Here is a 12614-nt window from a genome sequence, read left to right as displayed (position 1 = left end):
ATTCAATCTCACCCTGTCCCACGATCATGAGCACCAGTCAGAACTCTCAACCGATACGCTTCTTCCACCGCGGCGAGGTGGTGGAAGTGCAAGGCCCGCACCCCACACGCTCCGTGCTCCAATGGCTGCGCGAGGATGCCCATTGCACCGGCACCAAGGAAGGCTGCAACGAAGGCGACTGCGGTGCCTGCACGGTAGTCATCGGCGAGCTGGCCGAAGCCGGCGATACCGGGGCCGTCAACGGCCTGCGCCTGCAGACCGTCAATGCCTGCATTCAATTCCTGCCCAGCCTGCATGGCAAGGCCTTGTTCACGGTGGAAGACCTCAAGAGCCAGTGCGCGGGCAAGTCTGCCTGCGCCGGCAAGCCCGCAGGCCCGCAAAGCCTGCATCCGGTACAGCAGGCCATGGTGGAGTGCCATGGTTCGCAATGTGGCTTCTGCACGCCCGGCATCGTGATGACGCTGTGGTCGGCCTATGAGCATCATCAGCAGCAGGGCAGCGAGCCCACGCGTCAGCAACTGGCCGACGAACTCTCGGGCAATCTGTGCCGCTGCACGGGCTACCGCCCGATTCTCGATGCCGGTCAGCGCATGTTCGATCTGCCTGCCGTGCGTCTGGATACGGCGCCCGTGGTGGCTGCGCTGCAAGGCCTGCAGGCCGGCAACGCGGGTCTGAACTATGCGGCGCCCCAGGGCCTGCGCACGGACTTCTTCCATGCTCCGCGCACGCTGGCGGATCTGGCCAGCCTGTGCGAGGCCAAGCCCAAGGCCCGCATCGTGGCAGGCTCCACCGATGTGGGGCTCTGGGTCAACAAGCAGTTCCGCGATCTGGGCGACATGATTTATGTCGGCGACGTGGCCGAGATGAAGCGCATCGAGGTGCGGCCCGATGCCGAGGGCGGCGAGCTGTACATCGGCGCCGGGGCTTCGCTGGAATCGGCCTGGAGTGCGCTGGTGCAGCGCTGGCCCAGCTTGACCGATGTCTGGCTGCGCTTTGCCTCCACGCCCATCCGCCATGCAGGAACCATGGGTGGCAATGTGGCCAATGGTTCGCCTATCGGCGATTCGCCGCCGGTGCTGATGGCGCTGGATGCGCAGATCGAGCTGCGCAAGGGCGAGCGCGTGCGCCGCATGCCTCTGACGGATTTCTATCTGGACTATATGAAGAACCAGCTGGAGCCTGGCGAGTTCGTGCAGGCCCTGGCGGTGCCGCTGGCGGCCATGCAGCGCCAGGTGCGCGGCTACAAGATCAGCAAGCGCTTCGACTGCGATATCTCGGCCCTTTGCGCCGGCTTTGCCATCGAGCTTGATGGCGAGAGCGTGCAATCCATCAGGCTGGCATTCGGCGGCATGGCCGCCACGGTCAAAAGAGCGGCGGCAGCCGAAGCGGCCCTGCTGGGCAAGCCCTGGAGCCTTGAAAACGTGAAGGCCGCGCAGGCCGCGCTGGCCCAGGATTTCAAGCCCATGAGCGATATGCGCGCCAGCGCCGATTACCGCCTCAAGGTGGCGCAGAACCTGATCCAGCGTCTGTGGCTGGAAACGCGCGCCGATCAGCCGCAGGGCACTGATGCGACCAGTGTCTGGAGCGTGATGCCCCACGTCGTTCCCGCCGCCGTGGAGCAAGGAGTCTGAAATGAACAACCCCCTTGAATTGACGAATGAACTGGTGGCGGAAGCCTTTGCCGATTACCGCAAGAATCAGGCCTATCGCATTGACGAAGTGACCGAAGCCAAGGCCCATGATCAGGGCGCGCGCGTGGGCGTCAGCCGCAAGCACGAGTCCGCACACCTGCATGTGGCCGGCGAGGCCGCCTATATCGACGACCTGCCCGAGCTGGAAGGCACGCTGCACTGCGCGCTGGGGCTCTCGCCCGTGGCCCACGGCCGTCTGACGGCGCTGGCGCTGGAGGCCGTGCGCGCCATGCCCGAAGTGGTGGAGGTGATCACGGCTGCCGACATCCCCGGTGTCAACGACTGCGGCTCCATCATTCATGACGACCCGATTCTGTGCGATGGCGAAATCCGCTACGTGGGCCAGCCCCTGTTCGCCGTGATTGCCCGCTCGCGCGATGCGGCAAGACGTGCGGCCGCCCTGGCCAAGGCTGCGGCCACCATCAGCGAGCTGCCGCCCGTGCTGACACCGCGCAAGGCCCATGAGCTGGGCCAGTACGTGATGCCGCCCATGCACCTGGAGCGCAGCACCCACGAAGGCGGCGCGCGCGCCGCCATGGATGCCGCGCCGCACCGCCTCAAGGGTTCCTTCGATGTGGGCGGGCAGGAGCAGTTCTATCTGGAAGGACAGATCAGCTACGCCACGCCCAAGGAAGACGGAGCCGTGCATATTCATTGCTCCACCCAGCATCCCAGCGAAATGCAGCATCTGGTGGCTCATGCTCTGGGCGTGGCTTCGCACAGCGTGCATGTGGAATGCCGGCGCATGGGTGGCGGCTTCGGCGGCAAGGAGTCGCAGTCGGCGCTGTTCGCCTGCGTGGCGGCCGTGGCGGCAATCAGGCTGCAGAAACCGGTCAAGCTGCGCCTGGACCGCGACGACGACTTCATGATCACCGGTCGCCGTCACTGCTTCTGGTATGAGTACGAAGTGGGCTATGACGATGAAGGCCGCGTGCTGGGAGCCGAGATATCCATGGTCTCGCGCGCCGGTCACTCTGCCGATCTGTCGGCGCCGGTGATGACGCGTGCGCTCTGCCATTTCGACAATACCTACTGGCTGCCCGATGTGCTCATGCATGGCTATATGGGCAAGACCAACACCCAGAGCAATACGGCTTTCCGTGGCTTTGGCGGACCTCAGGGCGCGATTGCCATCGAGAACATTCTGGATACGGTGGCGCGCAGCCTGGGGCGCGATCCGCTCGATGTGCGGCGCGTCAACTTCTACGGCAAGGGCGAGCGCAACATCACGCCTTACGAGCAGGTCGTGACCGACAACGTGATTCACGAGCTGGTGGCCGAGCTGGAGGAGTCCAGCGACTATCGTGCGCGCCGTGCGGCCGTGAATGCCTTCAACGCCGGCAGTGCCGTGCTCAAGCGCGGCCTGGCGCTGACACCGCTGAAGTTCGGTATCTCCTTCAATGTGGCCCACTTCAACCAGGCCGGCGCGCTGGTCCACATCTATACCGATGGCTCGATTCTCGTGAACCATGGCGGCACCGAAATGGGCCAGGGCCTGAACACCAAGGTGGCGCAGGTGGTGGCACATGAGCTGGGCGTGGCATTCGAGAATGTGCGTGTGACGGCCACCGATACCAGCAAGGTGGCCAACACCTCGGCCACGGCTGCCTCGACGGGAGCCGACCTCAACGGCAAGGCCGCACAGGATGCCGCACGCCAGCTGCGCGAGCGTCTGGCCGAATGCGCCGCACGCCTGCATGGCGGCGATGCCCATGACGTGCGCTTTGCCAACAATGCGGTGCAGGTCAATGGCCAGAATGTGCCGTTTGCCGAGCTGGTGCGCGCCGCCTATCTGCAGCGTGTGCAGCTGTGGTCGGATGGCTTCTATGCGACGCCCGGGCTGCACTGGGACGGCAAGCGCATGAAGGGCCACCCCTTCTTCTACTTTGCCTATGGCGCGGCCGTCAGCGAAGTGGTCATCGATACGCTGACGGGCGAATGGAAGCTGCTGCGTGCCGATGTGCTGCATGACGTGGGCCGCTCGCTGAACCCGGCCGTCGATGTGGGCCAGGTGGAGGGTGCCTTCATTCAGGGCATGGGCTGGCTGACCACCGAGGAGCTGGTCTGGCATCCGCAAACCGGTAAGCTCACGACCCACGCGCCCAGCACCTACAAGATTCCTACGGCCAATGACTGCCCGCCGGTCTTCAATGTGCGCCTGTTCGAGGGTGACAACTATGAAGACTCCATCCACCGCAGCAAGGCCGTGGGCGAGCCGCCGCTGCTGCTGCCGTTCTCGGTGTTCTTCGCGATTCGCGATGCGGTGTCGGCCGCCGGCGAGCACCGCGTGAACCCTCCACTGCAGGCGCCTGCCACGTCAGAAGCCATCCTGCGCGCAGTGGAAGCCGTTCAAGGGCACACTGGCTAGTTTTTCCTCACAGGTGTTGTCGCCTTGCGGGGCGGCAGCCATTCTGAGTCATGGCTGTTTGCCGCGGGGCAAGGCCATGTGCTGCGCCGTCCATTTGGCGGCGCAGGACCGGGCGCGTTCCTCGCGTTGCGCCTCGCATGCAAAACAACACGGAGACTATGCAATGAACTGGACAGAGCGGATATTCAAACTCAGGGAGCACAACACCAATGTGCGCACGGAACTGGTCGCAGGGCTGACGACCTTTCTTTCAATGGCCTACATCATGTTCGTCAACCCCTCCATTCTGGGGGATGCGGGCATGCCCAAGGGCTCGGTCTTTGTCGCCACCTGCCTGATCGCAGCGCTGGGGTCGACCATCATGGCGCTGTATGCCAACTACCCGATTGCGCTGGCGCCGGGCATGGGGCTGAATGCCTATTTCGCCTACGTGGTGGTGCTCAAGATGGGCTATACATGGGAGGCTGCCCTGGGGGCGGTGTTCGTCTCGGGATGTCTGTTCCTGATCTGCACCATGCTGGGACTGCGTGAGCTCATCATCAAGGGCATACCGCAGTCCATACGCGTTTCCATCACCGTGGGTCTGGGTCTTTTCCTGGCGCTGATCGCGCTCAAGACCGCCGGTGTGGTTGCGGCCGACCAGAACACCTATGTGACGCTGGGCGATCTGCACAAGCCCGAGGTCATCATGGCGCTGCTGGGCTTTTTGCTGATCGTGGTGCTGGACCGCCTCAAGGTGCCGGGCGCCTTGCTGATCGGCATCCTGGCCGTGACAGTGGCCTCGTTCTTCTTCGGCGGCAACACCTTCCACGGCATCTTCTCGGCACCTCCCTCCATCGAGCCCACCTTCATGAAGCTCGACATTAAGACGGCGCTGACCACGGGCTTCCTCAATGTGGTGCTGGTGTTCTTTCTGGTGGAGCTGTTCGATGCCACCGGCACGCTGATGGGCGTGGCGCGCCGCGCCGGCCTGCTGGTGCCCGAGCGCATGGGGCGTTTCAACCGCTCGCTGCTGGCCGATTCAGGCGCGATCTTTGTGGGCTCCATCCTGGGTACTTCCAGCACCACCGCCTATGTGGAGAGCGCTGCCGGTGTGCAGGCCGGCGGCCGTACTGGTCTGACGGCTCTCACGGTTGCCATGCTCTTCCTGGCCTGCCTGTTCATCGCGCCGCTGGCCGGTGTCGTGCCCGGCTATGCCACTGCGCCTGCTCTGCTGTTCGTGGCCTGCCTGATGCTGCGTGACCTGACGGAAGTGCAGTGGGATGAAACCACCGAAGCCATACCTGCAGTCGTCACCGCGCTGATGATGCCTTTCACCTACTCCATCGCCAACGGCCTGGCCTTCGGCTTCATCACCTATGCCGTACTCAAGCTGTGCACGGGCAAGGTCAAGGAGGTGCACTGGATCATGTGGGTGATTGCTGCCCTGTTCCTGTTCAAGTTCATCTACGTCGGCGGTCACTGAGTCTTCAGGCGCTGATCGAACCCGGCATGGCTCGAAGGAGCCAGCCGGGCAGGACATCCAAGATGCGAGAAGCAGTCCGGCTACTGGTGGGTCGGGCTGCTTTTTGCATTGTGAGGGTCAGGCCTGCCGATGGCCTGTGCCTTGATAGGCAGACGCCCGGATGGTCAGTCATTTCCCCGGGCCTCAACAACATTGATTTCATGAGCATATTGCCGAATCAAAGCTTGTTGTGCGTTCGTGCGCCTGGCCTCGATGGGCGCCTGCCGCCTTAAGTGCCTGACAGCACAGCGAAATCCATGCGCGTCCGCTGGACCGACACCGGCGCTCGGATGAGTTGGTTGTTTCCAAATTTGAAATCAATATTTTTTGATCTGTCGACTGCTCCCTAGCATCCGTCCCATTGCATACATGGGAGAAGAAAGTGGACAAGCGTCGATTTCTGCTGGCCGGGCCTTCATGGCTGGTAATGGCGGCAGCCGGCATCACCGGTGCTGCGCATGCTGCGGTGGACGCCAAGACCAGGCTGGTCGTCGCTGACCAGAGCGAGCTGATTCGCCATCTGCTGGATGCCAGCGGCGAACGCAAGAAGACCGGCTTTCAGCTGGAGCTGCCCAATTTTGCCGGCGGTCCGGCCATTTTCGAGGCCATCCGCGCCGGGGCACTCGACATGGCCTATGTGGGAGACACGCCTCCCATCCAGGCGCGCGCAGCAGGCGTGAACCTGCCCATCATCGCGACCTTCACCCGAGCCAGGGCTGAATATCGTTTGCTCCAGCATGCCGGTGCCGGGGTGGAGCGCCTGAGCGATCTGCGCGGCAAGCGCGTGAGCTATGTCGAAGGCTCGGGTCGACAGGTGTTCCTCATCGAGGCGCTGAACCGGGCGGGCCTGACGCTCAAGGATGTCACGCTGGTGCATCTGCGCGTGGCCGAGCTCAACGATGCCTTGCGCGCCCGTGCCGTTGATGTCGCCACCATTGCCGAGCCGCATGTCACGCGGCTGTCCAGGCAGATTGGTGCGCGTGTGGTGCCCGATCCACTGGAGCGTCAGCTGCTGCCTTCCACCTCCTATATCTATGCCCGCCCGGAGGTGCTGGCCGATCCGCAGAAGGCCGAGGCCATCCGCGAATTCCTGGCCTCCTTCGTGCGCGCGGGGCGCTGGAGCAATGTCCATCGCAAGGAATGGGAGCAGCATTACCTGCGCAATTTCCAGCGCCTCGATGCCGAGAGCGCTGCGGCCATACAGGCGGCGCAGGCTCCACTCGAGTTCCAGACCGCCGCACAGGCCCAGCCCCATCATCAGAAGCTCATCGACATCCTGCACAGCGCTGGCAGTTTGCCCCGGCGCCTGGATGCCAGGGACTCCTTTGTGGCGAGCTATGACGGCGTGATCGTCGCCAATCGCTGAGGAGTTGCCGTGATGACTCCGATTCCTCTGGAAGCGCGCGTGGCCGGCTGGCAGTCTCAGACCGGAGCGCCGCTTGCCGTGCCAGACCGCAAGGCCCCGGCACTGGTGCCGGCCCGCCTGTCGCCGGGCATGCTGCTGGCCGGGCCGGCCCTGCTGCTGCTGGTATGGGAGGCCGCATCGCGCCTGGGATATCTTTCGTCCGAGACGCTGACGGCACCGTCGCAGGCATTGCGTACAGGCTATGAAATGGCCCTTGATGGAAGCCTGCTGCCGCATCTGCTGGCTTCGGCCGGGCGAGCCTACACAGGGCTGTTTCTGGGCATTGTGGTAGGCGTGCTGCTGGCGCTGGTCGCCGGACTGAGCCGCAGCGGCGAGGCCCTGATCGATGGTCTGGTGCAGATCAAGCGGGCCGTTCCCACGCTGGCGCTGATTCCATTGGCCATCATCTGGCTGGGCATAGGCGAGGCGATGAAGGTCTTCCTCATCTTCACCGCCGTGCTGATTCCCATCTATATCAACACCCATGCAGCGCTGAGCAGCATAGACATCGGCCATGTGGAGCTGGCGCAGACGCTGGGACTGTCGCGTGCCGAATTCATCCGCAAGGTGGCCCTGCCGGGTGCCTTGCCAGGCTTTTTTGTCGGCCTGCGCATGGCGGTCTCGCTGTGCTGGACGGCGCTGGTAGTGCTGGAGCTGATCAACACGCAGACCGGCATCGGTTACTTGATGAACCGTGCGCGCGATTGGGGGCAGACCGATGTGATCGTGGTGGGAATCCTGATCTACGCGCTGCTGGGTCTGCTGTCCGATGCCGCAGTGCGGCGCCTGGAGGCACATGTGCTGTCCTATCGGAGGTCGCTGGGATCATGAGCCATCCATCATTGACCGGTACCGTGCAACTGCACGGCTTCAGTCGCAGCTTCCATGGCAAGCAGGTGCTCGACGACCTCCATCTCGATATCGCCTCCGGGCAGTTCGTGGCATTGCTGGGGGAGTCGGGCTCGGGCAAGACCACGCTGTTGCGGGCCCTGGCCGGCCTCGATGCCGAGGCCCGGAGTTCGGGGGCGGCGCTGGCCCATGGCAATGTCTCAGTGCTGTTCCAGGACTCGCGCCTGCTGCCCTGGCTGACGGTGCTGGACAACCTGACGCTGGGCCTGGATGCGCAGGCGGCCCGGCCCGCCGCAGTGCAATTACTGCGCGAGGTGGGCCTGGAAGACAAGGTCGGGGCCTGGCCCGCCACCCTGTCCGGTGGGCAAAAGCAAAGAGCGGCACTGGCTCGCTCCTTGCTGCGCGAGCCGCATGTGCTGCTGGCCGACGAGCCTTTTGGCGCCCTGGATGCGCTGACCCGCATGCGCATGCAAGGCCTCTTGCGGCGCATGGTGGAGCGCATACGCCCGACGGTGATTCTGGTGACCCACGATGTGGACGAATCCCTGCTGCTGGCAGACCGGATTCTGGTGCTCAGGGACGGAAAGATCGCCGAAGACCATGCGCTGGATCTGGCCCATCCGCGGCGACCGGATCACCCCGCTTTCATGCAGCTGCGCACGACCTTGCTGCGCAGCCTGGGTGTGGAAGCCGAATTTTCCTGAAAGAAGCCCTGCCATGACACGACAACTACACCTGAACCTGTTTCTGATGACACGAGGCCACCACGAAGGTGCCTGGCGTCACCCCGGAGCCAATCGCAAGGCACTGACCGATCTGGAGCTCTATGTGGATGCGGCCCGCATCGCCGAGGCCGCCAAGTTCGATGCCGTGTTTCTGGCCGACGGGCTGGTCGGGCCCGACAACGGGCAGATGGCTTCTTCAGGCCAGCTGGAGCCGCTGCTGCTGCTGGCGGCGCTGGCGCAGCATACCGAGCGCATCGGGCTGATCGGCACGGCTTCCACCACCTACAGCCTGCCCTATACGCTGGCGCGGCAGTTCGCCACGCTGGACCATCTCTCCAAGGGCCGGGCAGGCTGGAATATCGTGACCTCCTGGCTGCCCCGGGCCGGCGAGAACTACGGGCTGCAGCAGAACGTGGAGCATGCCGAGCGCTACCGCATCGCCGACGAGTTCGTGGCCGCAGTGGATGCGCTATGGCGCAGCTTTCCGGGCGGGGCAGTGGTGGACGATGCCGAATCGGGCCAGTTCCTGGACATAGGCCAGGTGCGCCCCGTCAACTATGCGGGAACGCATATCCGTACGCGCGGACCGCTGAATGTGCCGGGCAGCCCCCAGGGCCGTCCGGTGCTGGTGCAGGCCGGGCAGTCCGAAACGGGCCGGGCCTTTGCCGCGCAATGGGCCGAGGCCATTTTCACGGCGCATGGCAGCAAGGAGTCGGCACAAGGCTTTTATGCCGATATCAAGGGGCAGGCGAAGGCTCTGGGGCGCAGGGCCGAGGATATTGTGATTTTGCCGGGCATCAGCGCCGCGATCGGATCCACGGAGTACGAAGCCCGCCAGGTGTGGGAGGAGCCCGACAGCCTGACCAGCATCGACGTGGGGCTGGGGCGCCTGTCGGCCCGCTTTGGCGGCCATGACTTCAGCAGTCTGCCGCTGAACCGCCGCTTGACGCGCGACGATTTTCCCGACCCCGCGCTGGTGGAGGCTTCCAGGAGTCGCGCCATGGGCTATGTGGAGACCACGCTGCGCGATGGACTCACGCTGCGTCAGCTGCTCAAGCGACTGGCAGGGGCGCGCGGGCATCTGGAAATTGCCGGCACGCCCGAGCAGGTGGCGGACACGATTGAAGACTGGTTCCGCACGGGCGCCGCCGATGGTTTCAATGTGATGCCACCGGTCATCACCCAGCAGCTGGAGCTGTTTGCCAGCGAGGTCGTGCCCATTTTGCGCAAGCGCGGGTTGTTTCGCAGCGACTACCAGAGCAGCACGCTGCGCGGCCATTTCGGCTTGCCCGATCTGCCTGTGGTGCAGCACAAGGCGCAGGCGGATGCCGCAGTAGCGGCCTGAGCCTGCAGGCGGGCCGGCGGCCGCGCGGTCAAGCGGGGTGGATGGCGCCCAGAATGCGCGGGCCGCTGGCGCCTGTCACGCTGGCCAGATTGCCGGGCAGGCCCAGCAGGCATTGACGTGCCAGCCAGGCAAAGGCGGCTGCTTCCACTTCGAGCGGGGGCAGGCCGCACTCTGCCGTGGAGGCCACCTTCACGCCCGGCAGCAGGGCGGCAAGACGCTGCATCAGATAGGTGTTCAGTGCGCCGCCGCCGCAGACCAGCAGTTCGGTGCCGCCCCTGCCGAAACGCTGGACGGCATGGGCGCAGCTGGCGGCCGTGAATTCGGCCAGGGTCGCCTGTACATCGACTGCGGCGGCCTGGGCCGCATGCTGCTGCAGATGCCGCTCCAGCCACTCGGCGTGAAACAGATCGCGCCCCGTGCTCTTGGGCGGCTGCTGGGCCAGATAGGGGTCGCCCAGCATGGCGGCCAGCAGCTCGGGCAGGACCTTGCCGCTGGCGGCCCACCGGCCGCTCTCGTCATAGCTCCTGCCGGTATGGCGCAGGCACCAGCCGTCCATCAGCGCATTGCCGGTGCCGGTGTCGAAGCCGAGCACCGAGCCGTCGGCACCCAGCACGCTGAGATTGGCAATGCCGCCGATATTGAGTACCAGCGCGGTTTCAGCGGGCCTGCCGAACACGCTTTGGTGAAAGGCCGGTACCAGCGGCGCGCCCTGGCCGCCTGCCGCCACATCGCGGCTGCGCAGGTCCGCGACGACGCTGATGCCGGTCAGCTCGGCCAGCAGGGCGGGGTTGTTGAGCTGCAGCGTATAGCCCGTGCCATCGAACATTTGCGGACGGTGGCGCACGGTCTGCCCATGGGCGCCTATGGCTGCGATCTGCCCGGCCCGGACGCCGGCTGCAGTCAGCAGTTGCTGCACCACCTGTGCATAGTGGCGCACCAGTGCGTTGGCGGCCAGGGCGGCGCGATGCAGCTCGTCCTGGCCACCAGCGGTGTTGAGGGCCAGCAACTCGGCGCGCAATGCCGCGTCGAAGCCGCAACTGGCATGTTGCAGCACTCGCGTGCCCTGGCTGAAGTCCACGAGAACCCCGTCGACGCCGTCCAGCGATGTACCGGACATCAGGCCGATATAGAGGTTGCTTTGAGCGGCTTGTTCAATGGCATTGGGCATGGCAGATCAGAGGGTTGGCGTGCGGTTTACTATCTTAGCTGTAGCGTTTGCGGCTTTCCTGGCGGTCGCTGCAAACGATTCTGATGCGGAAATGAAAAAGGGCTGCAATTTGCAGCCCTCAGGTTGAGTCGCAGCGGTGGATCAGCGTGTGCTGGCCAAGGCGAACGACTGCGTGCCGGCGTTAAGTTCGATGCGCATCTGCGCTGCCTGCTGCTCGAAGGCCGGGCGGGCAGCCTTGGAGATGGGCTGGGCGGCGTCGGTGATCTGGGCAATGGTCAGCGGGTCGCGCTGCTCGCCCTTGTCGCGGAACTCGAAGTGCAGATGAGGGCCGGTGGCCCAGCCCGTGGAGCCCACGGCTCCGATGATGTCGCCCTGGTCCACGCGCTGGCCGCGCTTGACGTCGATGCGGCTCAGGTGGGCGTAGACGGTGGTGTGCTGGTTGGCGTGATCGACAAAGATCACATTGCCGTAACCGTTCTGCACGCCGGCAAAGGACACGACGCCGTCGCCCACGGTGCGCACCTTGGTGCCCGTGGGGGCTGCGAAGTCGGTGCCCAGATGAGCGCGCCAGGTTTTCTGGATGGGGTGGACGCGCATGGAAAAACCGCTGCTGATGCGCGAGAACTCCACGGGATAGTTCAGATAGGCCTGGCGCAGGCTCTTGCCGTCCAGCGTGTAGTAGGCGCCCTTCTTGCCTGCTTCCTGGAACCACATGGCCTGATGCGACTTGCCATTGTTGTAGAACTCGGTGCTCAGCACGCGGCCGGCGCGCAGTGGCTCTCCATCTGCTTCCAGCGATTCATAGACCACGGCAAAGCGGTCACCCTTGCGCAGGCCGCGGCGGAAGTCCAGTTCACCCTGGAAGATGTCTGCCATCTGCATGGAGATGCTGTCGGGAATGTCGGAGGCATCCGTGGCGGCAAAGAAGGAAGAGCGAATCACGCCGCCCGCGAGGCGGGGGCTGGCTGTGAGTTTGCCGGTCTCGATCTTGGATTGCAGCTTGCCGTCAACACGTTCCACCGTCAGGCGCTGAAAGCTGCCGTCTTCGCTGGGAGCCCAGCGAACGGTCAGCTGGCTCAGTTGCTGGTCGGGTGTGGTCTCTGCTGACACCAGGCGGCCGGCGCGGCCCAGCACGTTCTGGCGCACGGCTTCGTTGCTGCGCATGAAGGCTGCGGCCTGCGGGTCGGCAATGCCAAGGCGCTGCAGCAGCGACTCGGTGGTGTCGTTGCTGCGGGTGTATTCGGAGCGATAGAGGGAGAAGGACTGCAGATCCGTCAGATCGGCCAGATCCTGGCCGGCGGCCAGGGAGGTGACGGGTTCGGTCAGTGTACGTACGGGAAGGTCGGCGGGGTCGGGGCCCAGGCTGGCCACTGCGAAGGCGCCGCTGCCACCGGTCAGCAAAACCGTCGCCAGCGCCGCCGTGGCGCGCTTGGGGTGTTTTTGCAGAGCCGATGTCAGCCGCGCAAGCAGAGCACCGCCGGCATTTTTCAAGCCAGTCATCAAAACATCAAATCCTTGGGAAAGCGTGTCGGTGGAGTTGGTATTTGTTACGACTGACA

General features: G+C 64.6%; 9 protein-coding genes. 7 read left to right on the top strand and 2 right to left on the bottom strand.

The window, feature by feature from the left end; all coding sequences use genetic code 11:
• The first annotated feature begins 26 nt into the window (after nt 1-26).
• The 7 genes from xdhA (at nt 27) to JAO85_RS09340 (ending at nt 9887) form a co-directional block, all read left to right on the top strand.
• A complete protein-coding gene (gene xdhA, locus JAO85_RS09370) occupies nt 27-1631 on the top strand; it encodes a xanthine dehydrogenase small subunit (RefSeq protein ID WP_202787941.1) in 1605 nt (534 codons plus the stop codon).
• A gap of 1 nt (nt 1632) precedes the next feature.
• A complete protein-coding gene (gene xdhB, locus JAO85_RS09365) occupies nt 1633-4059 on the top strand; it encodes a xanthine dehydrogenase molybdopterin binding subunit (protein ID WP_202787940.1) in 2427 nt (808 codons plus the stop codon).
• Nucleotides 4060-4222: 163 nt separating this feature from the next.
• Complete coding sequence (locus tag JAO85_RS09360; RefSeq protein WP_003061737.1) at nt 4223-5524, top strand: NCS2 family permease; 1302 nt, start codon at nt 4223-4225, stop codon at nt 5522-5524.
• Between the two features lie 421 nt (nt 5525-5945).
• Nucleotides 5946-6929, top strand: coding sequence for an ABC transporter substrate-binding protein (locus JAO85_RS09355; protein WP_370552200.1), 984 nt, complete (start codon nt 5946-5948; stop codon nt 6927-6929).
• 12 nt (nt 6930-6941) lie between these two features.
• Complete coding sequence (locus JAO85_RS09350; RefSeq protein ID WP_202787939.1) at nt 6942-7799, top strand: ABC transporter permease; 858 nt, start codon at nt 6942-6944, stop codon at nt 7797-7799.
• Nucleotides 7796-8521 (top strand): ABC transporter ATP-binding protein, encoded by a 726-nt coding sequence (locus JAO85_RS09345; protein WP_202787938.1) that lies wholly within the window; start codon nt 7796-7798, stop codon nt 8519-8521. The genes JAO85_RS09350 and JAO85_RS09345 overlap by 4 nt, the downstream gene beginning before the upstream one ends.
• Before the next feature lie 13 nt (nt 8522-8534).
• Nucleotides 8535-9887 carry an LLM class flavin-dependent oxidoreductase gene (locus JAO85_RS09340; RefSeq protein WP_202787937.1) on the top strand — a complete coding sequence of 451 codons (1353 nt, stop codon included), beginning with the start codon at nt 8535-8537 and terminating at the stop codon, nt 9885-9887.
• A gap of 28 nt (nt 9888-9915) precedes the next feature.
• On the opposite strand, the gene JAO85_RS09335 is transcribed toward JAO85_RS09340, so the two are convergent.
• Together JAO85_RS09335 and JAO85_RS09330 are read right to left on the bottom strand one after the other, a co-directional pair.
• Entirely contained in the window at nt 9916-11055 is a 1140-nt protein-coding gene (locus JAO85_RS09335; RefSeq protein WP_012836935.1) for an anhydro-N-acetylmuramic acid kinase, read from the bottom strand.
• Between the two features lie 141 nt (nt 11056-11196).
• A complete protein-coding gene (locus JAO85_RS09330; protein ID WP_202787936.1) occupies nt 11197-12555 on the bottom strand; it encodes a M23 family metallopeptidase in 1359 nt (452 codons plus the stop codon).
• Nucleotides 12556-12614: the final 59 nt, after the last annotated feature.

Origin of the sequence: Comamonas sp. NyZ500, assembly GCF_016772095.1 — a bacterium.
Lineage (GTDB): Bacteria > Pseudomonadota > Gammaproteobacteria > Burkholderiales > Burkholderiaceae_C > Comamonas > Comamonas thiooxydans.
This window is presented reverse-complemented; position numbering and strand designations above follow the sequence as displayed.

Bases quoted from the DNA above. Each gene is read 5' to 3' on its own strand.
- xdhA (WP_202787941.1), top strand. From the start codon at position 27: ATGAGCACCAGTCAGAACTCTCAACCGATACGCTTCTTCCACCGCGGC.
- xdhB (WP_202787940.1), top strand. From the start codon at position 1,633: ATGAACAACCCCCTTGAATTGACGAATGAACTGGTGGCGGAAGCCTTT.
- JAO85_RS09360 (WP_003061737.1), top strand. From the start codon at position 4,223: ATGAACTGGACAGAGCGGATATTCAAACTCAGGGAGCACAACACCAAT.
- JAO85_RS09350 (WP_202787939.1), top strand. From the start codon at position 6,942: ATGACTCCGATTCCTCTGGAAGCGCGCGTGGCCGGCTGGCAGTCTCAG.
- JAO85_RS09345 (WP_202787938.1), top strand. From the start codon at position 7,796: ATGAGCCATCCATCATTGACCGGTACCGTGCAACTGCACGGCTTCAGT.
- JAO85_RS09340 (WP_202787937.1), top strand. From the start codon at position 8,535: ATGACACGACAACTACACCTGAACCTGTTTCTGATGACACGAGGCCAC.
- JAO85_RS09335 (WP_012836935.1), bottom strand. From the start codon at position 11,055: ATGCCCAATGCCATTGAACAAGCCGCTCAAAGCAACCTCTATATCGGC.
- JAO85_RS09330 (WP_202787936.1), bottom strand. From the start codon at position 12,555: ATGACTGGCTTGAAAAATGCCGGCGGTGCTCTGCTTGCGCGGCTGACA.